Genomic DNA, 21492 nt, shown 5'->3' with positions numbered 1-21492 from the left:
GGCCTGATCGAACGGTTAATCCCGCGCGGTTTCGCGGTCATATCGCCGCGAGGCTACGGCATCCGGCCGTCAGATCGCCGGGCTGTGCTCCTGGAGAATGGCCGGGATCTCGCCCGGCAGCTCGCGGGCGAGGTAGCCGACCTTGCCGACCGTCCGCGCCAGCCGGCGCCCGGCCTCGGCGTGGAGGAAGACGCCCCATTGCGTCGCCAGCAGCGGCGTCGCGCCCCGCGCCAGGAGACCGGCGACGATGCCGGCGAGAACGTCGCCGGAGCCCGACGTCGCCAGGCCGATGCCGCCACCCTCGCAGAGCCAGGGACCTGCATCCGGGTCGCAGACGAAGGTGCTGGTCCCCTTCATCGCGACGACGCTGCCCGTGCTGTCGGCCGCCCGCTGGCCCGCCTCGACGGGGTTGGCGGATACTTCGTCCCGATCGATGCCGAGGAATGTCGCCATCTCCCCGGCATGCGGCGTCATCGCGATCCGTCCCTTGTGGGTCAGGAGCGTCGCCTTGTCGTCCTTGAAGCTCGTCACGGCCGCGGCGTCGAGAACGAACGAGGTTTCAGGCGAACAGGCCAGAAGCGCGAGCACGAGGCGGTGCGCCGACTCCTCGTCCGTCATCCCGGGTCCGACGAGAACGGCCCGCGCCTTCGAGGCATTGTCCTGAAGTTGCGGCGCGCATGCCGGATCGATCTCGCCGTCCGGCGTTTCGGGCAGCGCGAGGACAAGCGCTTCCGGTGCGGCGATCGCCAGATACGGCGCCACCGACCGGACGGCGGCGATCTGCAGCTTGCCGGCGCCGGCCCGCAGCGCCGCGGTCGCGGCCAGGAGCGCCGCCCCCGGAACCTCCGAGCTGCCGGCCACGACCAGCACCGAGCCGCGCGCGTTCTTGTCGTCCGCATCGGCATGGCTCGGCAGCGGCGAGGATCGTAGGAAGGCGTGATCGATCGGAAGGTGCGTCGTCATCGCGCGGCCACGTTCGCGTCGGGCTCGGCGGTCACGGGCGTATCCTGTTCCTCGAGCGGCGCGACGAAGTTGTAGCGCCGGAGAGCGAGACGCTCGATCTCGCCGCTCCGGTCCGCTTCGTATTCGGTGACGGCGCCGTTCGCGACGTCGCCTTCGCGGTCGATCGCGAGGATCCGCTCCTCGTCGAGGGTTTCCACGATGTAGCGCAGGCAGAGCACCACGACCTGGTGGCAGACGATCAGGACGCGCCGGTCGCCATAATGCAGGCCGATCGTGTCCATGAGACTGCGCAGGCGGAGAACCACGTCGCACCAGCTCTCGCCGCCCGGCGGCCGGTGGTAGAACTTGCCGAGCAGCCGGCGGAACTCGGCCTGCTCGGGGTGAAGCTCCAGGATGCCCCTCGTCGTGAGACGATCGAGGATGCCGAACTCCTTCTCGCGCAGCCGCTCGTCGATCGCGACGTCGTGCGGCAGCCCGGCTTGCCCGGCGATCAGTTCCGCGGTCTGGCGGGCGCGCCGGTAGGGCGACGACAGGACGTGCTCCGGCCGCCTATCGGCCGGGAGGGAGGCGAACCATCGGCCGACCGAGCGCGCCTGCTCCTCGCCGAGTGGGCTCAAGGGAACGTCGATGTCGCGCTCGGCGATGTCGATCCGGGCGAGATCGCCGGCCATCGCCGCTTCCCGCGCGACGTTGCCGAGGCTCTCGCCGTGCCTGACGATCCAGAGCCTCGAAGGCCATGCTGATTGCGCCGTCATCGCCGTCCCGCCTTTGATGGGACAAGGAATAGGGCGGCGCCGGGCCTGCTCCACCCCGGATCGTCGGCTTCCGGGCGTCGGGACGCCCCGACGCGTCAGACCGCCACGGCGTATCGCGGCGCCGGAGCGACGCAGTACCGGTTCCGCCCGGCGGCTTTCGCACCGTACATCGCAGCGTCGGCGCAGGAGATCAGTTCGTCGAGACCGTCGGCGCAGTCGGGCGCGACGGCGACCCCGATGCTGGCGCTGACCGGATAGGTGGAGGCCTGAACCTGCAGGCCCTTGGCGAACAGCGCGACGATCTCTCCCGCGAGGACGCTGGCCTCGTCCGCACCCGTCCGGTACAGGATCGCGAACTCGTCGCCCGCAAGCCGCGCCAGAAGCGCCTCCTCGCCGCGATCGCAGCGCTGCCGGATCAACGCACCGGCTTGCGCCGAGAAGGCCTTCAGCACGGCGTCGCCCGCCGCATGGCCGTAGGTGTCGTTGACCTGCTTGAAGTTGTCGAGATCGACGAACAGGAGCGCGAGATCGCCCTCGCCCTGGCGCATCGCGTCGACCCATTGTTCGGCGACCCGGTTGAAATGCGGCCGGTTGCTGATGCCCGTCAGCGGATCGGTCCAGTACATCCGCTGGACGCCGTGCAGCGCGTCGAGCGTCTTGTCGTGCAGCGACTTGATGTTCCGCGCTAGGCCGCCGATCTCGCCGCCCTGGCGAAGCGCCGCCAGCGTCTCGCGGCGGCCCTCGATCACCTCCTTGACCTCCCGTTCGAGCGCCACGATCGGCCCGGTCACGTTGCGACGGATCAGCCAGAGGAGGATCGCGATCGACAGGAGGCTGAGCGCAGCGCTGCCACCGGCGAGGATCAGCGCGAGACGACGGAGCCGGCCGTCGAGATAGGCGTCCGGCATCGAGCCGCTGAGAACGAGGCCGGACGTCAGATCCCGCGTCGCGGTTGCGTCGGCGGAGGCCGTCGGGGCGGTCGACGGCGCGACCTTCACGCGCGTGCCGTAGTCGGCCTCGATCTCCTGCCGGGCGGCGGCGAAGCCGGCCGGCCGCACGGCGGCCTGCAGCACGTAGGCGGCATCCCGCTGCGTCGCGATCGGCGCCTCGAACGTCGTCTTGTCCAGCAGTTGCGAATGAACGACCAGGGCGCCGTCCGCCGCTTCCAGGTAGTCGTCGGAGGTCGACCGGCCGGCCGCCCGTATCGCGTTCGCCAGCGCCAGTTGCTCGGGACGGATCTCGCTGAACGGGTCCTCGCCGTTCTCGAAGTAGTAGGCGACGTCGCCGCCGGGAGCGATGATCGCGAAGGAGACGAGGCGGTCCCGGCTGCCCGAGAAGAAGGCGATGCCGTCCTGCAGCTTCACGCCGATCCCGGCGATCTGGAACTCCGCGTTCGGCTCGCGCAGGTAGCTGCGCGCCGCGCCGCCGCTGATCATCGCGAAAACGAGGTTGCGGGTGAACTCCAGCTCCGACCCGAACGCCGTGGCGAGGGAGTCCATGCGGGTCTCGAAGCGGGTCGCCTCCGAGTCCTCGATCAATCGCTTCTGCGTCGAGTAGACGCCGAGGCCGACAGCCAGATTGCTGAGGAGGACGACCGGGAAGATGACGAGGAGCGCGCGTCTACCGAGCGTCATGGAAGCTGAGAAGCGAATGGAGCATGCGCTTGCGGGTCTGCACCACCGCCGCGCTGTTCTCCTCGTAGAAATGGCTGTTGTCGATCAGCGCCTGTTCCGGGAAGATCGCCGCATCCTCGCGCATGGCGGCGGGCAAGAGCGGCATGGCGGCGGCGTTCGTCGTCGGCATGGTGAGGTCGGCGGCGTTCATCGCCGAGATTTCGGGCCGGTTCAGGAAATCGAGAAAGCGGAGGGCGAGCGCGCGGCGCGGCGATGCGGCGGTGACCGCCATGCAGTCCACCCAGAGAACCGAGCCTTCCTTGGGTAGCGCATAGCGCCAGTCGTGCCCGTCCATGCCCTTCAGCACGAACTGGTCGCCGCTGTAGGCCAGGGCCATGAAGAGTTCGGGGCCGATCGCCTCGTTCTGCAGGGAGGTGACGACGTAATCGTAGGTGCGCACCGCGGGCGCCTGCTTGCGAAGGCTCGCATAGGCGGCCTTGAGATCGGCTTCGCTCTGGGTGTTGACCGACTTGCCCGCAAGGATCAGGGTCGGCGTGAGAAGATCGTCCGAACCGCCCATCATCGCGATGTGGCCGGCAAGCTCGGCGGCGGGCTGCATGAGATCCGCCCAGGACGTCGGAGGCGTCGCCGTCTTGTCCGCTCGGTAGACGATGCCGAGCGTTCCCCAGAAGTAGGGCATGCCGTAGCCCGAGCAGCGCTCGCGCCAGCGGGGCACGGAATAGCCGATCGCGGGAACGCTCGCCGCCGAGATTTCCTGCAGCATGCCCTTGTTGCGGAAAAGCTTCGTCGCGTTCTCGTTCAGGATCGCGAGATCGATCTCGCTGTTGCCGTCGGAAAGGATACGGTCGCGGCCTTCGGCGCTGTCGAAATAGATCTGCCGGATTTCGGAGTCCGTTTCCGTTCGCCAGGCGTCGAGAACGCGCGGCGAGATGTATTTCTCCCAGGTCAGGAGGTTCAGCGTTTCCGCCTTCGCGGCAAGCGGGGAGAGGACGAGAAGAACGATGGCGGAAAGGCGCAGGCGGTCCAGCATGGCGATCCTCGCTCCGGAGCGCCGCCATCTTGCGCATCAGGAATGAAGATTGGTTGAACCGCCCCTCGCCCGGCCTGCCGTCCGCAGCATCATCACCGATCCAGCATCCAAACGTCTGCGCCAGCGCATCGGTTCGCGGCATGGGGATCATTCCATGAGCGCGAGGTGATGCCGTTCGGTCGCCTCGTCCGCGGGGAACATGCATTCCAGGCGCAATTCCTGCGCCGTGACCGTCGTCGGCGTCCCGACGGTCGAGATCATCGAGAAATAGTTGAGGACGAGGCCGTCCCGCTCGAAACTCAGCGGGATCATCGGCAGGCTCTCGCCGCCGGTTTCCGGCCGGCCTTCCGCGGCCACCCCCGGATAGGCCATGAGCGCGTCGACGAGCTCGCGGGTGCGCTCGTCGGCGAAATGGCCGACGGCCTCGCGGCGCACCCGGCCGAGAAGGGCCTTTTCCGCGCGCTTCCAGTCGCGGACGAACGGGCGCATTCCGGCCGGGTCGAACATCAGGTGCAGGATGTTGCGCGGACCGGCCCTCGCAGCCAGATCGACGAACTTGCCGAAGAATTTCGGGGCCGCGTCGTTCGCGGCGACGACGTTCCAGTAGCGGTCCATCAAGACCGCGGGAAAGGGTTCCTGCTGCCTGAGCATGCGACCGACCGCAGCGGTGATGCTGCGCATCTGCGGCTCGTTCCAGCCGTCTTCGGGATAGACGGGTGCGTAGCCGGCGGCGACGAGCAGCGCGTTGCGTTCCCGGAAGGGGACGTCGAGCGCTTCGGCGATGGCCAGCAGCTTCTCGCGTCCCGGCGTGCTCCGGCCGCTTTCGATGAAGCTGACGTGCCGCTGCGAGGTGCCGGCATCGAGGGCGAGGTCGAGTTGGCTCTTGCCGCGAACCGAGCGCCAGTCGCGCAGCATCGCGCCGAGGTTGCCGCTCCCGTTCCCGCGATCCCGACCGACAAGCACAGCACTCCTCCCGCGCCGGAACGACGCCTCGTCATGCACGACCGCAGGCCGCGCGGATTGGCTTATGCAAGCGAGCGCCTCAGGACAATGACTTCCGAGGTAATTGCGATCATTCCCGCTCGGCGGTTCCGTGACCCTGCTCAGCGCTGGGATCGAACCGATCCACCGGCATCACATCGGGATACGGAACATGCACATCTTCCCCATCCATTCGCTCGACACCGCGCCGGAAAAGTCCAGGCCGGCGTTACAGGCCCTGCAATCGGCCTTCGGCTTCGTGCCCAACATAGCGGCGGCGATGTCGACCTCGCCGGTCCTGATCGACAGCCTCGTCGGCCTGTTCGACAACGTCCATGGCGGCAGCTTCAGCGAGCGGGAGATCCAGACGCTGCTTCTCACCAACGCCGTCACCAACCGGGCCGAATGGGCCGTCGCGTTCCACTCGTTCCTCGCGCTGCAGCAGGGCATCGACGCCGACGACGTTGAAGCCATCCGGAGCGGGCGGACGCCGAAGGATCCGAAGCTCGCGGCGCTCTCGCGGCTTGCGAAGACGCTGATCGAGAAGCGCGGCCGCATTTCCGGCGAGGATCGAGGGATGTTCCTGATCGAAGGTTTCGGACCGGAGCATCTTCTCGAGGTCGTCGCGGTGGTGGCGGCTTCCACGATCACGAACTACACCGCCAGCCTGACCGAGCCGCCGCTCGAAGCCGAGTTCCGGCCGCATGCCTGGAGCGCGGGAGGCGCGTGACGCCGGCGCGGCGCGGACGGCCGCGCAAGAACAGGAGCGACCCGGCCGGTCCGTTCCGAAGCGGGCTGGCCGGCTGGCGCCCGGCGGGTGAACGGTGGCAGAAGCGGCAGCCGTGACAGACCTCGGACCGAACGGGATTCGATTCATGCCGAACACGATGCGCCGCGGCGCGCTGGTTCTTCTCGCCTGCCTCGGGCTGTTCGTTGCGGAGCGGCCGGCCGCAGCCGAGCCGAAGCTCGGCGACGCGCTCGCCGGGACGGTCGCGGCGCTGGAGAAGCGGACCGGCGGCCGCCTCGGCGTCAGCGTCGTCGATACCGCGAGCGGCGCCGCCTGGTCGCATCGCGGCGGCGAACGCTTCCCGATCACCAGCACCTTCAAGGCCTTCGCCTGCGCCCACCTTCTCGATCTCGCCGACAAGGGAGAGGTCGACGCGAAGCAGCGCGTGCGCTTCGAGGCGCGCGACCTCGAGGAGTATTCGCCGATCACCAAGACCCGCACCGGCGGCGAAGGCATGTCGCTCCTAGAACTCTGCGACGCGGCGACGGCGACGAGCGACAACAGCGCCGGGAACTTCATTCTGGCGCACACCGGCGGCCCGGCGGCGCTGACCGGTTTCATGCGCCGCATCGGCGACGGGACGACGCGCCTCGACCGCACCGAGCCGGCGCTCAACGATGTCGGCCCCGGCGAAGTGCGCGACACGACGAGCCCGGATGCGGCCGCCGCCAGCCTCCGCAAGCTGATGCTCGGCGACGCGCTGTCGGAGCCCTCGCGACGGCAGCTCGAAACCTGGCTCGTCGCCGACAAGGTCGGCGGGCCGCTCCTGCGCGCCAGCCTGCCGGAAGGCTGGCGCATCGCCGACCGCACCGGTGCCGGCGCATACGGCTCGCGCAGCGTCATCGCGGTCGTCTGGCCGAAAACCGGTGAAGCCGCGACGCGGGGCCCGATCGTCGCCGCGGTCTACCTCACCGACACGACGCTCGACCTCGACGGGCGCAACGCCGTCGTCGCCGAAGTCGGTGCCGCGCTCGTGAAGGACCTGGCACCTTGAGCGGCTCGCACGGGAGTCGCCGCTCTGCCTATGCTGTCATCAGTGCTTAAAGAGTGAGCAGTGGTTCGTCCGAGAAGGGCGCAGGAGCACGTTCGCCGCCCTGCTGGCGATCTGTCGACCGAGCTTCGCCGCGGTTGGCATGAAGTTTGCTGCGATCTGTCCGGGAGCCGCGAGAGGCGGCTCGGCGAGCACGGAAAGGGGCACGGCGATGAAGTGGCGGCATCTCGGGATTCTCGGAGCGGCGGTGCTTTCGTCCATGATGGCGAGCGCGGCTTTCGCCGAGGACGCATCGGGCGACACGATCAAGGTCGGCATCCTTCATTCGCTGTCCGGCACGATGGCGATCTCCGAGACGACGCTGAAGGATGCCATGCTGATGCTCATCGACGAGCAGAACAAGAAGGGCGGTCTTCTCGGCAAGAAGCTCGAAGCCGTCGTGGTCGACCCGGCGTCCGACTGGCCGCTCTTCGCCGAGAAGGCCCGCCAGCTCGTCGCGCAGGACAAGGTCGCCGCCACGTTCGGCTGCTGGACGTCCGTTTCGCGGAAATCCGTCCTGCCCGTCTTCAAGGAGCTGAACTCGATCCTGTTCTACCCCGTCCAGTACGAGGGTGAGGAGTCGGAGCGCAACGTCTTCTACACCGGCGCCGCGCCGAACCAGCAGGCCATCCCGGCGGTCGACTACCTGATGAACGAGGGCGTCCAGCGCTGGGTGCTGGAAGGCACCGACTACGTCTATCCGCGGACCACCAACAAGATCCTCGAAGCGTATCTCAAGTCGAAGGGCGTCGCGGCGGCCGACATCAAGGTCAACTACACGCCGTTCGGATTCTCCGACTGGCAGACCGAGGTCTCCGCCATCAAGGACTTCGGCGCGGCCGGCAAGAAGACCGCCGTCGTCTCGACCGTCAACGGCGACGCCAACGTGCCCTTCTACAAGGAACTCGCCAACCAGGGCGTTTCGGCCGAGGACGTGCCCGTGATGGCCTTCTCGGTCGGCGAGGAGGAGCTGGCCGGCATCGACACCAAGCCGCTCGTCGGCCACCTCGCCGCCTGGAACTACTTCCAGTCGGTCGACACGCCGGAGAACGCGGAGTTCATCAAGACCTGGCACGCTTTCATCAAGAACGACAAGCGCGTCACCAACGACCCGATGGAGGCGCACTACATCGGCTTCAACATGTGGGTGAAGGCGGTCGAGAAGGCCGGCACCACCGATCCGGACGCGGTGATCGACGCGATGGTCGGCGTGTCGGTGCCGAACCTGTCCGGCGGCTATTCCTCGATGGGCGCCAACCACCACATCACCAAGCCCGTCCTGATCGGCGAGATCCAGGACGACGGCCAGTTCCAGACCGTCTACGAGACGCCCGGCCTCGTGCTCGGCGACGAGTGGTCCGACTACCTGCCGGAATCCGCGCCGCTGATCTCGGACTGGAGGAAGCCGATGAACTGCGGCAACTTCAACACGGCGACTGGCAAGTGCGGCGGCGCGGGCGAGAAGGCGGCCTCCTCGAACTGACCCGCGACGCCTGACAGCCATTGCCGCGCCGCCGCTCCTCCCCGGTGCCGGCATAGCGCGGGGCGGCTCCTCCTCCCGGCCGCCCCGCTTCCTTCCGATCGCGACGGAACCCATGCCCTCACGCCTGTCGACGCTTCTCCTGCGGCTTTTCGCCGGCCTGATCCTCCTCGCCGCGACGGCGCCGGCCGCCTTCGCGCAAGGCGGCGATCCGCGCGCGGTCGTCGCGGACTTCGCCGGCAAGAAGAGCTTCGATGAGACCGAGGCGACCGTGAAGGCTCTCGCCGCGACCGGCGACCCCAGCGCCGCGACGACGCTGCGCGCGCTCGCCGATGGCGAGCTCTACTTCCGCAAGACCGATGGGGCGGTGCTGATCGCGCGGGGCTCCGGCTCCGCGCTCCAGACCTTCGATCCGCTGACCGGCGAGGCGGCCGGCACGGAAGCGAAGGCGGCGCTGGAGAAGGTGCGGATCAAGAACTCGATCCGCACGAGCGTCAACGCGGCGCTCGGCAGCCTGACCCTGTCCTCGCCCGATCCCGCGCGCCGGCTGAGCGCCGCGACCGGCCTCTTCGCCAACGCCGCGCCCGAGCAGATCGAGATGCTGGACGGCATGATCGCCAAGGAAGGCGATCCGGCGATCAGGTCGCGTCTGGAAGAGGCCCGCGCCGGCGCGATGCTGAAATCCGACCGGCCGCCGGGCGAGAAGCTCGCGGCCGCGAAGACCGTCGCGGCACGCGGCGACCGGGCGGCGCTGGTCGCCCTCACCGCGCTTGCCGCCTCCCCCGATCCCGCCCTCGCCAAGGCCGCGAATGACGGTGCCGCCGCGATTCAGCAGCGCATCGCGCTGTGGGGTGCGGGCCAGAACGTCTGGTACGGCCTGTCGCTCGGCTCGGTGCTGCTTCTCGCCGCGATCGGCCTCGCGATCACCTTCGGCGTCATGGGCGTCATCAACATGGCGCATGGCGAGATGGTGATGCTCGGCGCCTACACGACCTTCGCGGTGCAGGAGCTGATCCGCACGCACGCCCCGCAGCTCTTCGACTGGTCGCTGGCGATCACGCTGCCACTCGCCTTTCTCGTGGCGGGCTTCGCCGGCCTCGTGATCGAGCGCGGCCTGATCCGCTTCCTCTACGGGCGGCCGCTGGAAACGCTGCTCGCCACCTATGGCGTGTCGCTGATCCTGCAGCAGGCGGTCCGCACCCTGTTTGGCCCGACCAACCGCGAGGTCGGCAACCCGGCCTGGATGAGCGGCGCCTTCGAGGTCGGCATGATGCAGGTGACCTGGAACCGGCTCTGGATCATCGTCTTCGCGCTCGGCCTGTTCGCCGGGCTCCTCGCCGTCCTGAACCGCACCTCGCTCGGCCTCCGCATGCGGGCGGTGACGCAGAACCGGCGGATGGCCGCCGCGATGGGCATCCGCACGCCCTGGGTCGACGCGATGACCTTCGCCCTCGGATCGGGCATCGCCGGCATCGCCGGCGTCGCGCTCAGCCAGATCGACAACGTCTCGCCGGACCTCGGCCAGGGTTACATCATCGACTCATTCATGGTCGTGGTGTTCGGCGGCGTTGGCAACCTCTGGGGCACGCTCGTCGGCGCGATGACGCTCGGCGTCGTCAACAAGTTCCTGGAGCCCTTCGCCGGCGCGGTCATCGGCAAGATCGCCGTGCTCGTCCTCATCATCCTCTTCATCCAGAAGCGGCCGCGCGGCCTCTTCGCCCTGAAAGGGAGGTTCGTCGAGGCATGATCTTCGCGAAGCACCTCGGGCACCGCGTCTGGTGGATCGTCGCCGCGATTCTCCTCGCGGCGGTGCTGGTGCCGTTCCTCAACGGTCTCGATCCCGCCAGCCCGTTCCATCTGCCGGACTATGCGGTGCCGCTCTTCGGCAAGTATCTTGCCTACGCCCTCCTGGCGCTCAGCCTCGACCTCGTCTGGGGCACCATCGGCATCCTCAGCCTCGGCCACGGCGCGTTCTTCGCGCTCGGTGGCTATGCGATGGGCATGTACCTGATGCGCCAGATCGGCGGGCGCGGCGTCTACGGCAATCCGGTGCTGCCGGACTTCATGGTGTTCCTGAACTGGCACGAGCTGCCCTGGTTCTGGCAGGGCCTCGACCGCTTCCCCGTCGCCGCCCTGATGGTGCTCGCCGCGCCCGGCCTGCTCGCGCTGGTCTTCGGCTGGTTCGCGTTCCGCTCCCGCGTCACCGGCGTCTATCTCTCGATCATCACCCAGGCGATGACCTACGCGCTGATGCTCGCCTTCTTCCAGAACGACCTCGGCTTCGGCGGCAACAACGGCCTCACCGACTTCAAGGACATCCTCGGGTTCCCGATCGCCAGCGGCTCGACGCGCCGCGCCCTCTTCGCCGCGACCTGCGTGGCGCTCGCCCTCGGCGTCGTCGTGGTCGGCGCGATCACGCGCTCGCGGCTGGGGCTGTTGATGATCGCGGTGCGCGATGCTGAGAGCCGCACGCGCTTCCTCGGCTGGCGGCCCGAGCACGTGAAGCTCTTCGCCTTCACCGTCTCGGCGATGATGGCGGGCGTCGCCGGGGCGCTCTATGTGCCGCAGGTCGGCATCATCAATCCGGGCGAGTTCGCGCCGGTGAACTCGATCGAGATCGTGATCTGGGCCGCGGTCGGCGGGCGCGGCACGCTGCTCGGCCCGATCGTCGGCGCGCTCGTCGTCAACGCCGGCAAGAGCGTCTTCACGGCCGCCGCGCCGGAATACTGGCTCTTCGCGCTCGGCGCCCTCTTCGTGCTCGTCACCCTGTTCCTGCCGCGCGGCATCGTCGGCACGCTCGGGTACGGCTGGGGCGTGCTTCGCGAGCGGCGCTTCGCGCGAGCCGCCGAGAAGGGCATCGGCGACGGCCCGGGCGCAGCGGCCGCGAACCCGGCGGAGTGAAGGCGGTGCACGGAACGCAAGCCCTCGAACGCCCGATCGTCTCGCCGCACCCTTGGGCGACCGCGATGGCGGAGCGCGAGCGGAACCGCGCGGCGGCCCCCTCCCCGCGGCGCGACACGCTCCTCTACCTCGACGGTGTCACCAAGAGCTTCGACGGGTTCAAGGCGATCGACAATCTCAGCCTCGTCCTCCAGCGCGGCGAGATGCGGGCGATCATCGGCCCGAACGGCGCCGGCAAGACCACGATGATGGACATCATCACCGGCAAGACCCGGCCGGACGCGGGCGAGGTGTATTTCGCCGGCGAGACCGACCTGACGCGCCACGACGAGGCGGCCATCGCCTCGATGGGCATCGGCCGGAAGTTCCAGAAGCCGACGGTCTTCGAGAGCCACACCGTGGAGGACAATCTCCGCCTCGCGCTCGCCGGTTCGCGCAGCGTCTTCGGTGCGCTGTTCCATCGCCGCACCTCGGACGAGCGCCGGCGGCGCGACGACATCCTCACCGCCACGCGCCTCACCCACCGGCGGAACGCGCGAGCCGCCGACCTCAGCCACGGCCAGAAGCAATGGCTGGAGATCGCGATGCTCCTCGCGCAGGACCCGCAGCTCCTCCTGATCGACGAGCCGGTGGCGGGCATGACGGACGCAGAAACCGAAGAGACCGCACGGCTCCTCGGCGAGATCGCCGAGACACGGTCGGTCGTGGTCGTCGAGCACGACATGCATTTCGTCCGCGCGCTCGGCGTCAAGGTGACCTGCCTGCACGAGGGCGCCGTGCTGGCGGAAGGCCCGCTCGACGCGGTCAGCGCCGACCCGCGCGTCGTCGAGGTCTATCTCGGGAGATGAGCCGGTGCTGAACGTCTCGGGAATCGATCTCTTCTACGGCGCGGCGCAGGCGCTGCGCGGCGTCTCGATGGAAACGCGGAAGGGCGAGATCACCTGCGTCCTCGGGCGGAACGGCGTCGGCAAGACCAGCCTGATGCGCGCCGTCGTCGGACAGGCGCCGATCCGCGCCGGCGAGATCGCGCTGGACGGCCGGGCGCTCGGCCGCGAGGCGCCCTATGCGCGCGCCCGGCGCGGCATCGGCTTCGTGCCGCAGGGGCGGGAAATCTTCCCGCTCCTCACCGTCAAGGAGAACCTCCAGACCGGCTTCGCGCCGCTGAAGGCGGCGGACAGGACGATCCCCGACCACGTGTTCGAACTGTTTCCGGTGCTGAGAAACATGCTCGGGCGGCGCGGCGGCGACCTTTCCGGCGGCCAGCAGCAGCAGCTCGCGATCGGCCGCGCCCTCGTCACGCGTCCGCGCCTCCTCGTCCTCGACGAGCCGACCGAGGGCATCCAGCCCTCGATCATCAAGGATATCGGCCGCGCCATCCGCTTCCTGAAGGAGGAGGCCGGCATGGCGATCCTCCTCGTCGAGCAATATCTCGATTTCTGCCGCGAGCTCGCCGACCGGGTCTACGTCATGGACCGCGGCGAGATCGTCTTCTCCGGCGCGGCCGCGGACCTCGACCGGCCGGAGGTGCGCCGCCACCTGACGGTGTGATGGTGCGGCACGCCGGCCCCTGTCGGACCGGGACGCCGACTCCATCTGTCAGGCGAAGGAGACGTCGCCGCCGGCGCACGTGACGAGAAATTGCCGATGCCCGAGAAGACGCTGTTCATCGTCCAGCAGTTCGAGCGGCGCGGCAGGAAGCTGACCGCCGGCCGCTCCGTCGAGTACCGGACGGAAGCCGAGGCGGTGGCGCGGGCCGAACGCGATGCCGAGAAGTTCGCCGGCGTCGTCGCGCTGACCATGGCGGTCGACACCGACACCGGCGAGGTCGTTCAGGAGCCGAAGCTGCTCGCCAGGTTCGGCGAAGTCGGCAAGGAGTTCCAGGACGAGTGACGGGGCGTCCGTCTCGGCCCGGTTCGGGAGACTGCCTCAGCCGGGCCGGTAGACGCGCGACGCTTCCGGATCCTCCTTGCTGAACGGCAGCGCCATCAGCTCGTCCCAGGCTTCCGCCGGTATCTCCGCCTCGGCCCAGGCGTTGGTTTCCGCCACGCGCTCGGGCTTGGTCACGCCGCAGATCGTGCTCGTGACGCGGCTGTCGCGCATCGAGAACTGCAGGGCCGCGGCACCCATCGCGATGCCGTGACGCTCGCAGATCGCCTCGATCCGGCGCACGACCTCCAACTGCGCCTCGCTCGCTTCGTGATAGGCGATGAGCCTGGTCTGGCCGGATCCTTTCGCCAGGATGCCGCTGCTGTAGGGCGCGGCGTTGAACACGGCGGTGCCTTGGCCGTGCGCCTCGTCGAACAGCTCGTCGGCCTCGCGGTTCAGAAGCGTGAAGCGGTTGTGGCTGATGATCGCGTCGAACTCCCAATCGCCGAGGAGCCGGCGCATCAGCGGCACCTTGCCCATCGCCAGACCGATGGCCTCGACGAGACCTTCCTCCTTCATCCGGACGAGGGCCTCCAGCGCCCCGCCCTTGCCCGTCACCTCGCCGAGATCCCAGCAATGTTCCGGATCGTGGAGATGCATGATCTGGATCCGGTCGAGACCGAGCGCCGTCAGGCTTTCCTCGAGCGAGCGCCGGGCCCGCTCGCCGTCGAACCGCCCGGTCTCGAAGTCGCGGTCGAGCTTCGTCGAGATGATGCTTCCCTCTGGCAGGCCGCCGAGCGACTTGATCGCCTTGCCGATCCGCTCCTCGCTCCGGCCCATGCCGTAGATGCGCGACGTGTCGAGGAAGGCGGGCCGCTCGGCGAAGATCGCCGCCAGCGTCGCATCGGCCCGCGCCTCGCCGACCGCGTATCCATAGGTGTCCGGCATGTCGCCGAGACCCGAGGTTCCAAAGCACAAGGCGGGAACCGCGAAGGGCAAGCGGGGCGCCGTCTTCATGGCTGTCATCGGGTCGTCCTGTGGAAACGTGGCTCTGAGGCGGAGCGAGGCGTGCCGGCCCCGGTGAAGTGATAGGGCGCCGGAAACGAACGTCAGCCTCGCCGGACGGAGAAGTGCCGGTTCCGGCACCGCCGAACGGCGGCAGGGGTGCGAGAGGATCGGGCCCGAGCGAACGGGCGTCGTTCAGGAAATTCGAACGCTCATTCGCCGCCGGCCGATGTTATGCGGAAGGGCTCGACGTCGTATCTCCGGGCCAGGCAAGCGGACGAGTTCCGAACGGGAGATGCTCCATGAAGAAGATCGGCTTCCTGTCGTTCGGGCATTGGTCGCCCTCGCGGCGCTCGGGCACCCGCTCGGCGGCGGACGTACTGCTCCAATCGATCGATCTCGCCGTCGCGGCCGAGGAGCTCGGGGCGGACGGCGCCTACTTCCGCGTCCACCATTTCGCCCAGCAGCTCGCCTCGCCGTTTCCGCTGCTGGCCGCGGTCGGCGCGAAGACGGACCGGATCGAGATCGGCACCGGCGTCATCGACATGCGCTACGAGAACCCGCTCTACATGGCCGAGGATGCGGGCGCGGCCGACCTCATCTCGGGCGGGCGGCTGCAGCTCGGCATCAGCCGCGGCTCCCCTGAGCAGGTGATCGAGGGCTGGCGCTATTTCGGCTACGCGCCGGCCGAGGGAGAGTCCGACGCCGACATGGGCCGCCGTCACGCCGAGGTGTTCCTCGACGTCCTCAAGGGCGAGGGCTTCGCGGAGCCGAACCCGCGCCCGATGTTCCCGAACCCGCCGGGCCTGCTTCGCATCGAGCCGCACTCGGAGGGACTTCGGGACCGCATCTGGTGGGGCTCGGCCTCGAACGCCACCGCGGTCTGGGCGGCGAAAGCGGGCATGAACCTGCAGAGCTCGACCTTGAAGGCCGACGAAAGCGGCGAGCCGTTCCATGTCCAGCAGGCGAAGCAGATCCGCGCCTATCGCGACGCGTGGCGGGAGGCCGGCCACGCGAGGGAGCCGCGCGTGTCGGTGTCGCGCTCGATCTTCGCGCTCGTGAACGACGAGGACCGGGCCTATTTCGGCGGCGGCGACGGCGGCGACCAGATCGGGATCATCGACAACATGCGCGCCGTGTTCGGCCGCTCCTACGCCGCCGAGCCCGACCGGCTGGTGGAGCAGCTCAAGGCCGACGAGGCGATCAGGGAAGCCGACACGCTGCTGTTGACGGTGCCGAACCAGCTCGGCGTCGCCTACAACGCCCATGTCATCGACGCCGTCCTGAAACACGTCGCGCCCGCACTCGGCTGGCGGCGCGAAACCGACCGGCAGCTCCCGGCTCGCGGCTAGCCTGCCTCCTTCAGCGGCGCTCCCGACCGTTCCGGCGTCCCGGCTTCGAACGGCGCGCAGCTGTCGCCGACCATCAGGGCGGGCTGGAAGATGACGTTGCGCGGCGGGGCCGACTTGTTGCGCGTGATCCGGTCGACCAAGAGCCGCACGGCCTCGTTCGTCATCTCGGCCGCCGGGTGCTCGGTCCGCGTCAGCCGCGGACGCAGGCCCCCGATGCCGGGAATCGTGTCGGTCGAGACGATCGAGATGTCGGTCGGACATCTGAGACCGAGATCCGCCAGCGCCCGCATGACGCCGAGCGCCATCAGTCCGTTGGCGACGTAGAGGCCGCTCGGCCGATCCGGCGCGCCGAGAAGTTGCAGGGCCGCGGAATAGGCGGCGTCCTCGCGGAACTCGCCCGAGCGCAGCCGGGCGGGATCGAGGGAAAGCCGGCGCGCGCCGAGAGCCTGCCGCATACCTTCCAGCCGTTCCCGCGCGGTCGTCAGGTGGAGCGGCCCGGTGATCGAGCCGATCCGGCGGTGGCCGAGGTCGAGCAGATAGTTCGTGACCTCGCGGCCCGCGGCGAGATTGTCGATCGTCACCGTGTCGAACGTGTCGTCGCTGACGATCCGCCCGAACAGCAGCGTCGGCATCCGCTTGGCGTCGTTCCGCCGCCGCCGGTACTGGCTCGGCTCCCCGACCGGCACCAGGATCATGCCGTCGCAGCCGAGCGCGTGCACGCGCTCGATGATGCGCCGCTCGGCGTCCGGCTTCTCGTCGCTGTTGAAGACGACGAGCGAGAAGCCCCAGGCGGCGACGGCCGCCTCCGCCACGCAGACGATGCGGTGGAAGAAGGGGTTGGCGAGATCGGCGACCACCATCGCGATCAGCTGGCTGCGGCCGCGCTTCAAGCTCTGCGCCGCGGACGAAGGCGCGTATTCGAGCGCTTCGATCGCCGCGACGACGCGGGCGCGCAATTCGTCGCTGACGAAAGCCGAACTGTTGACCACCGCCGACACGGTGGCGGTCGACACGCCGGCCGCCTTTGCGACGTCCCGAATGGTTGTCATGGGTTCGCACCGAACCGATTAGCCGACCGCATCCGACAGAACACCCCCAAACGAGCCGGCAGCGTAGCGCTTTCGTGCTTGCTTTCGCAAACGTTCCGTTCGATGTTGGCGAAACGGTTAGCCGTGTTCGCTGGAGGAAGCGAGCGGGTTTCGGGAGGGTTCGGGATGAATAGGCTGCTCGGTTGCGCTCTCGGCACGGCGCTGCTTGCCGCCGGCGCGGTTCAGGCGCAGGAGAAACCGCTCGTCGGCATCGTGTCGATCTCGGCCAACGAGGCCAACAACGCCCGATACATCAAGGGCGCGGAGAAGGCCGCGGCGGAACTCGGCTGGCAGGTCTCCGTCATCGATGCGGCCGGCAGCGCCGATCAGGCCAATGCCGCCATCCAGAACTTCGCCCAGCGCGATGCGCACGCCATCGTCGACATGGTGTTTCCGTTCTCGTCGATCGGCGCGGGGCTCGAAGCCGCCAAGGCGAAGGACATCCCCGTCGTCACCTGGGGCGGCGGGCTCGGCAGCTCGGTCGCGGCCACCAACGGCTCGGGCGGCCCGATGGCGGTTCCGGTGATCGAGAAGATGATCGCCGACATGGGCGGCAAGGGCAGCCTGCTCGCCCTCACCTACCGAACGGGCGAGGTCTGCCGCAACCGCGAGGTGGCGCTGGACGAGATCGTCGCCAAGCATCCAGAGATCACGGTGACGAAGAACGAGGTGCGGATTCCCGGCTACTTCGAGGACGGCGGCCAGTACGCCAACGCCTGGCTCGCCTCGCACCCGGTCGGCGACGGCAGCCTGGCGATATGGGGCTGCTGGGACGACCCGGCGATCGGCGCGATCGGCTCGCTCCGCTCGCAAGGGCGGGACGACGTCAAGGTCTACGGCGTGAACGGCAACGCGCAGGCGCTGGAGAACATCAGGAACGGCCACATGGATGCGACCGCCTGGCAGGACAGCTTCACCGAAGGCTACAACATGGTGAAGATGCTGAAGGACGTCGCCGACGCCGGCGGCAACTGGCAGCCGAAGGCGGCGGAGGTTCCCGCCGTGCTCGTGACGCATGACAATGTCGAGCAGTTCCTCAAAGACCATCCGGAAGCCGTCCAGTAGCCATGTCCGGTGAGGTGCAGGAGCGCAGAATGCCGGTCGTGACCGATGGTCCGGCCGGCGCGCCGCGCCGCCTTCTCGAAGCCGGAGGCATCGCCAAGTCCTTCGGCGGCGCCCGCGCCCTCGTCGACGCCTCGCTGACGATCGAGGCGGGCGAGGTGCACGGCCTCGTCGGCGCGAACGGCGCCGGCAAGTCCACCCTCATCAAGGTGCTGGCCGGCCTCGTGCGCCCCGACGCCGGCGAGGTGCGCATCGACGGCGAGCCCGTCAGGCTCGACCATCCGAACCGGGCGGCCAAGCTCGGCCTCGGCTTCATCCATCAGGAACTCGCCCTCGTTCCCGACATGACGGTCATGGAGAACGTCATGCTCGGCGCGCCGAAGCCGGCGCGCTTCGGCATCGTCGACTGGCGCGCGGTGGAGCGGACCGTCGCGCCGCTCGCGCACCGCGTCGGCCTGACGGTGCCGCTGCGCTCGGACGTGCGGCGCCTTTCCACCGCCGACCAGTGGCTCGTCTCGATCTGCCGGGCGCTGGTGCGCGACGCCCGGCTGATCGTGATGGACGAGCCGACGGCATCCTTGTCCGCGGCGGAGGCCGAGAAACTCTTCGGCATCGTCCGGAGCCTCGCCGCTTCCGGCGTCGCCGTTCTCTACGTGTCGCATCGCCTCGACGAGATCATGAGCCTCTGCCGCCGCGTGACGACGTTCCGGGACGGCCGGAGCGTCGCGGTCCTCGAAGGCCGGGCTCTGACGAAACCAGCGCTGATCGAGGCGATCGTCGGCCACGCCGTGACGGAGGTCGCGCGGCCGCCGACGCGCGCGAAGCGCGGGGAAGTCGTCCTGTCGGCGGCGGGGCTGGAGCGCCTGCCGCGCGTCCGGTCCGCGAGCTTCGCTCTCCACCGCGGCGAGGTGCTGGGTCTCGGCGGCCTCGTCGGCGCCGGGCGCAGCGAACTGGCGCGTCTCGTCTTCGGCGCGGACCGTGCCCGCGCCGGCCGGATGCTGCTCGGCGGCCGCCCGTTCGCGCCGCGCTCGCCCGCGGACGCCGTCCGGGCCGGAATCGGCTTCGTGCCGGAGGAGCGCCGAGCCGAGGGACTGGTGCTCGGCAAATCGGTCGCCTTCAACCTCGGCCTCGGCGACCTCGCCGGACTGGTGCGCGGCCCCGCGCTGCCGCTCGTCGACCTCAAGCGGCAACGCCGGCGCGCCGCGGATACCGCCGAGCGGCTGTCCGTGAAGATGCAAGGGCCGAACCAGCCGGTCGGGCGCCTCAGCGGCGGCAACCAGCAGAAGGTGCTGATCGGCCGCTGGCTGCAGAAGCGCCGCGACGTCCTCATCCTCGACGAGCCGACGCGCGGCGTCGACATCGGCGCGCGCGGCGAGATCCATCGCCTCGTCCGCGGCCTCGCCGCCGAAGGGCTGGCGGTGCTGGTGATCTCGTCGGAGCCGGACGAACTGCCGGAACTCTGCGACCGCGTCCTGGTGATGAACGAGGGGACGATCATCGCCGAACTCGAAGGCGAGGCGATCTCGCGCGCCGCCATCATCGCGGCGAGCTACCGAACCGGCGAGGCGGCGCCCGAGGCCCGAGGAGAAGCGGCATGAGCGACGCGACGCTGCGTCCGATCTCCGGCATGGATCGCAACAAGGCGATCCTCGCCTTTCTGGCGCGCTACGGCACGATCATCGGCCTTCTCGCGATGGTGCTGGCCTTCTCGTTCCTGTCGCCCCGCGCGTTTCCGACGCTGAACAATTTCACCAACGTCCTGAACCAGGCCTCGCTCTCCATGATCATCGCGGGCGGGCTGACCGTCGCGGTGATCGTCGGCGAGCTCGACCTGTCGATCGGTTTCGCCGCGAGCCTGCACGGCATCCTCGTCGTCGGCCTCGTGGTGCGGTTCGGCCTGCCGGTGCCGCTGGCGATCCTCGCCGTCTGCCTGCTCGGTGCGCTGATCGGCCTCGTCAACGGCTTCATCGTCACCAAGATGAAGGTGAACTCGGTGATCGCGACGCTCGGCGTCGGCACGATCCTGACCGGCCTCGCCTTCGCCTATTCCGCCGGCATGCCGATCGTGTCCGGCGTGCCGGAAGCCTTCCTGCAGGTCTCGCTCGGCCGCTGGCTCTGGGGGGTGCCGAACAACATCGTCATCATGGCGCTGGTGCTCGGCTTCCTCTGGCTCGTCGTGGAGCGCTCGCGCGTCGGCCAGGAGATCCAGGCCGTCGGCGGCAATCCCACCGCCGCCTTCCTCTCCGGCATCGACGTCGACCGCGTGAAGACGCTTGGTTTCGTCGTCTCGGGCGTCTGCGCGGCGCTGACCGGCGTCCTCCTCGCCTCCCGGCTCGGCAGCGGCACGCCGAGCGCGGCGGACGGCTACCTCCTCACCGCTTTCGCCGCGGTGTTCCTCGGATCGGCGACCCTGCGCGACGGCGAGTTCCACGTGTTCGGCACCTTCGTCGGTGCGCTGATCATCGCCGTCTGCTTCAATGGTCTCAACATCTTCGGCGCCCCGACCTTCTCGCAGTACATCCTCCAGGGCGCGATCCTGATCCTGGCGGTCGGGCTGTCGAGCCTCGGCCGCGTGATCGCCGAACGCTAAGGACACTCGAATGGCCGATCCCACCCCCTCCCCCGCCTGGGACGTCTTCGTCATCGAATATGCGCGCTCGCGCGACCAGCCGGTGGTCGATCTCGTCAACGGGGCCTACGGCAAGGGCGTCGTCGACGTGCCCTTCTCCTTCGTGCTCGCCCGGCGCGGCGACGACGTGGTGCTGGTCGACACCGGCTTCATGAACGAGGGCAGCGGCGCCGGCATGAGCGAGCGGTTCGGCATCCCCGAATGGATTTCGCCGCTCCGCATGCTGGCCGAGCTCGGCGTCGCGCCGGACGACGTGACGCACATCCTCCTCAGCCACGCCCACTTCGACCACATGGGCTCGATCGGCGAGTTTCGCCGGGCGAAGCTGTTCATCCAGAAGCGCGAGCTCCTGTCCTGGCACGAGGCGATGGCGCTGCCGGCGCGCTTCGGCTACCTCACCGCCATCATCAATCCCGACGACCTGCGCGCTGCCTTCGACGCCTCGGTCGAGCACCGCCTGACGCTGGTCGACGGCGACCGGAACGACGTCCTGCCGGGCATCCACCTCCGGCTCGGCGAGGGGCATACGATCGGGCAGCAGTTCGTGGTGATCGAGACGGCGCGCGGCCCGACGGTCGTTTCCGGCGACTGCGTCTATTCCTCGACGAACATCCTCGGCCACAACCACGACGGCGTCTACGCGCCGCTCAACAACGCGATCGGCAGCGTCTGGGATCAACTGAAGACCATCGACCGCATCAACGACGCGATCGCGGGCGACCTCACCCGACTGATCATCCTGCACGACACCGAGCACTGGCGGCATTTCACCCTGCACGCGACGGTCGACGGCTTCCGCATCATGCGGGTCTGACATTCGCCGCGTCGAACCGCGGCGTCCTCCGACAGTGACGGTCGAGCCGGCCACGAAAGCGGCCAGGGTGGCCAAGCCGCGCGCCGCGGCGTATTCGCTCCGCATCGGAGTTCAT

The 21492-nt window shown here is 69.0% G+C and carries 20 protein-coding genes; 13 read left to right on the top strand and 7 right to left on the bottom strand.

The genetic code is table 11. The features are described 5' to 3' along the window. Positions 1-69: 69 nt before the first annotated feature. From F6X38_RS16020 to F6X38_RS16000, 5 genes are all read right to left on the bottom strand, one after another. Positions 70-963 carry an NAD(P)H-hydrate dehydratase gene (locus tag F6X38_RS16020; protein ID WP_150971331.1) on the bottom strand — a complete coding sequence of 298 codons (894 nt, stop codon included), beginning with the start codon at positions 961-963 and terminating at the stop codon, positions 70-72. Continuing rightward, a complete protein-coding gene (locus F6X38_RS16015) occupies positions 960-1718 on the bottom strand; it encodes a histidine phosphatase family protein (protein WP_150971329.1) in 759 nt (252 codons plus the stop codon). The genes F6X38_RS16020 and F6X38_RS16015 overlap by 4 nt, the downstream gene beginning before the upstream one ends. Positions 1719-1813: 95 nt before the next feature. Further along, positions 1814-3352 carry a GGDEF domain-containing protein gene (locus F6X38_RS16010; RefSeq protein ID WP_150971327.1) on the bottom strand — a complete coding sequence of 513 codons (1539 nt, stop codon included), beginning with the start codon at positions 3350-3352 and terminating at the stop codon, positions 1814-1816. Further along, a complete protein-coding gene (locus F6X38_RS16005) occupies positions 3339-4382 on the bottom strand; it encodes an ABC transporter substrate-binding protein (protein WP_150971325.1) in 1044 nt (347 codons plus the stop codon). The genes F6X38_RS16010 and F6X38_RS16005 overlap by 14 nt, the downstream gene beginning before the upstream one ends. A gap of 147 nt (positions 4383-4529) precedes the next feature. Then, positions 4530-5297 (bottom strand): helix-turn-helix domain-containing protein, encoded by a 768-nt coding sequence (locus F6X38_RS16000; protein WP_150971396.1) that lies wholly within the window; start codon positions 5295-5297, stop codon positions 4530-4532. Positions 5298-5535: 238 nt separating this feature from the next. Between F6X38_RS16000 and F6X38_RS15995 the strand changes: the two genes are divergently transcribed. The 8 genes from F6X38_RS15995 (at position 5536) to F6X38_RS15960 (ending at position 13451) form a co-directional block, all read left to right on the top strand. Then, complete coding sequence (locus tag F6X38_RS15995; RefSeq protein WP_150971323.1) at positions 5536-6093, top strand: carboxymuconolactone decarboxylase family protein; 558 nt, start codon at positions 5536-5538, stop codon at positions 6091-6093. Between the two features lie 145 nt (positions 6094-6238). Further along, a complete protein-coding gene (gene bla, locus F6X38_RS15990; protein ID WP_150971321.1) occupies positions 6239-7144 on the top strand; it encodes a class A beta-lactamase in 906 nt (301 codons plus the stop codon). A 256-nt stretch (positions 7145-7400) separates the two neighbouring features. Continuing rightward, on the top strand, positions 7401-8663 hold the full coding sequence (urtA, locus tag F6X38_RS15985; protein ID WP_425482872.1) for an urea ABC transporter substrate-binding protein: 1263 nt from the start codon (positions 7401-7403) through the stop codon (positions 8661-8663). 112 nt (positions 8664-8775) lie between these two features. Continuing rightward, a complete protein-coding gene (gene urtB, locus F6X38_RS15980) occupies positions 8776-10407 on the top strand; it encodes an urea ABC transporter permease subunit UrtB (RefSeq protein WP_150971317.1) in 1632 nt (543 codons plus the stop codon). After that, a complete protein-coding gene (urtC, locus tag F6X38_RS15975) occupies positions 10404-11561 on the top strand; it encodes an urea ABC transporter permease subunit UrtC (RefSeq protein ID WP_150971315.1) in 1158 nt (385 codons plus the stop codon). The genes urtB and urtC overlap by 4 nt, the downstream gene beginning before the upstream one ends. A 65-nt stretch (positions 11562-11626) precedes the next feature. Next, entirely contained in the window at positions 11627-12409 is a 783-nt protein-coding gene (gene urtD / locus F6X38_RS15970) for an urea ABC transporter ATP-binding protein UrtD (RefSeq protein WP_150971394.1), read from the top strand. A gap of 4 nt (positions 12410-12413) precedes the next feature. Continuing rightward, a complete protein-coding gene (urtE, locus tag F6X38_RS15965) occupies positions 12414-13109 on the top strand; it encodes an urea ABC transporter ATP-binding subunit UrtE (protein WP_150971313.1) in 696 nt (231 codons plus the stop codon). Positions 13110-13205: 96 nt separating this feature from the next. Then, complete coding sequence (locus tag F6X38_RS15960) at positions 13206-13451, top strand: hypothetical protein (RefSeq protein ID WP_150971312.1); 246 nt, start codon at positions 13206-13208, stop codon at positions 13449-13451. Between the two features lie 36 nt (positions 13452-13487). On the opposite strand, the gene F6X38_RS15955 is transcribed toward F6X38_RS15960, so the two are convergent. After that, positions 13488-14453: an aldo/keto reductase gene (locus tag F6X38_RS15955; protein WP_150971311.1), complete on the bottom strand. Its 966-nt coding sequence runs from the start codon at positions 14451-14453 to the stop codon at positions 13488-13490. A 281-nt stretch (positions 14454-14734) separates the two neighbouring features. Between F6X38_RS15955 and F6X38_RS15950 the strand changes: the two genes are divergently transcribed. After that, positions 14735-15784 (top strand): LLM class flavin-dependent oxidoreductase, encoded by a 1050-nt coding sequence (locus F6X38_RS15950; RefSeq protein ID WP_150971309.1) that lies wholly within the window; start codon positions 14735-14737, stop codon positions 15782-15784. Here F6X38_RS15950 and F6X38_RS15945 read toward each other — a convergent pair. Then, entirely contained in the window at positions 15781-16833 is a 1053-nt protein-coding gene (locus F6X38_RS15945) for a LacI family DNA-binding transcriptional regulator (RefSeq protein WP_150971307.1), read from the bottom strand. The two genes, F6X38_RS15950 and F6X38_RS15945, sit on opposite strands and share 4 nt — an antisense overlap. 165 nt (positions 16834-16998) lie before the next feature. On the opposite strand from F6X38_RS15945, the gene F6X38_RS15940 reads away from it, so the two are divergent. From F6X38_RS15940 to F6X38_RS15925, 4 genes are read left to right on the top strand one after another with little or no spacing between them, the layout of a single operon-like run. After that, positions 16999-17937 (top strand): sugar ABC transporter substrate-binding protein, encoded by a 939-nt coding sequence (locus tag F6X38_RS15940; protein WP_150971306.1) that lies wholly within the window; start codon positions 16999-17001, stop codon positions 17935-17937. Positions 17938-17966: 29 nt separating this feature from the next. Beyond that, on the top strand, positions 17967-19532 hold the full coding sequence (locus F6X38_RS15935) for a sugar ABC transporter ATP-binding protein (protein WP_150971304.1): 1566 nt from the start codon (positions 17967-17969) through the stop codon (positions 19530-19532). Next, complete coding sequence (locus F6X38_RS15930; protein ID WP_150971302.1) at positions 19529-20524, top strand: ABC transporter permease; 996 nt, start codon at positions 19529-19531, stop codon at positions 20522-20524. Before F6X38_RS15935 ends, F6X38_RS15930 begins: the two co-directional genes overlap by 4 nt. 10 nt (positions 20525-20534) lie before the next feature. Continuing rightward, entirely contained in the window at positions 20535-21377 is an 843-nt protein-coding gene (locus F6X38_RS15925) for an N-acyl homoserine lactonase family protein (RefSeq protein ID WP_150971300.1), read from the top strand. The last annotated feature ends 115 nt before the right edge of the window (positions 21378-21492 follow it).

The sequence above is a fragment of the Plantimonas leprariae genome (assembly GCF_008802405.1).
GTDB lineage: Bacteria > Pseudomonadota > Alphaproteobacteria > Rhizobiales > Rhizobiaceae > Plantimonas > Plantimonas leprariae.
This window is presented reverse-complemented; position numbering and strand designations above follow the sequence as displayed.

Coding starts and splice junctions, on each gene's coding strand:
- F6X38_RS16020 (WP_150971331.1), bottom strand. CDS start 963: ATGACGACGCACCTTCCGATCGATCACGCCTTCCTACGATCCTCGCCG.
- F6X38_RS16015 (WP_150971329.1), bottom strand. CDS start 1,718: ATGACGGCGCAATCAGCATGGCCTTCGAGGCTCTGGATCGTCAGGCAC.
- F6X38_RS16010 (WP_150971327.1), bottom strand. CDS start 3,352: ATGACGCTCGGTAGACGCGCGCTCCTCGTCATCTTCCCGGTCGTCCTC.
- F6X38_RS16005 (WP_150971325.1), bottom strand. CDS start 4,382: ATGCTGGACCGCCTGCGCCTTTCCGCCATCGTTCTTCTCGTCCTCTCC.
- F6X38_RS16000 (WP_150971396.1), bottom strand. CDS start 5,297: ATGCTGCGCGACTGGCGCTCGGTTCGCGGCAAGAGCCAACTCGACCTC.
- F6X38_RS15995 (WP_150971323.1), top strand. CDS start 5,536: ATGCACATCTTCCCCATCCATTCGCTCGACACCGCGCCGGAAAAGTCC.
- bla (WP_150971321.1), top strand. CDS start 6,239: ATGCCGAACACGATGCGCCGCGGCGCGCTGGTTCTTCTCGCCTGCCTC.
- urtA (WP_425482872.1), top strand. CDS start 7,401: ATGATGGCGAGCGCGGCTTTCGCCGAGGACGCATCGGGCGACACGATC.
- urtB (WP_150971317.1), top strand. CDS start 8,776: ATGCCCTCACGCCTGTCGACGCTTCTCCTGCGGCTTTTCGCCGGCCTG.
- urtC (WP_150971315.1), top strand. CDS start 10,404: ATGATCTTCGCGAAGCACCTCGGGCACCGCGTCTGGTGGATCGTCGCC.
- urtD (WP_150971394.1), top strand. CDS start 11,627: ATGGCGGAGCGCGAGCGGAACCGCGCGGCGGCCCCCTCCCCGCGGCGC.
- F6X38_RS15960 (WP_150971312.1), top strand. CDS start 13,206: ATGCCCGAGAAGACGCTGTTCATCGTCCAGCAGTTCGAGCGGCGCGGC.
- F6X38_RS15955 (WP_150971311.1), bottom strand. CDS start 14,453: ATGACAGCCATGAAGACGGCGCCCCGCTTGCCCTTCGCGGTTCCCGCC.
- F6X38_RS15950 (WP_150971309.1), top strand. CDS start 14,735: ATGAAGAAGATCGGCTTCCTGTCGTTCGGGCATTGGTCGCCCTCGCGG.
- F6X38_RS15945 (WP_150971307.1), bottom strand. CDS start 16,833: ATGACAACCATTCGGGACGTCGCAAAGGCGGCCGGCGTGTCGACCGCC.
- F6X38_RS15940 (WP_150971306.1), top strand. CDS start 16,999: ATGAATAGGCTGCTCGGTTGCGCTCTCGGCACGGCGCTGCTTGCCGCC.
- F6X38_RS15935 (WP_150971304.1), top strand. CDS start 17,967: ATGCCGGTCGTGACCGATGGTCCGGCCGGCGCGCCGCGCCGCCTTCTC.
- F6X38_RS15930 (WP_150971302.1), top strand. CDS start 19,529: ATGAGCGACGCGACGCTGCGTCCGATCTCCGGCATGGATCGCAACAAG.
- F6X38_RS15925 (WP_150971300.1), top strand. CDS start 20,535: ATGGCCGATCCCACCCCCTCCCCCGCCTGGGACGTCTTCGTCATCGAA.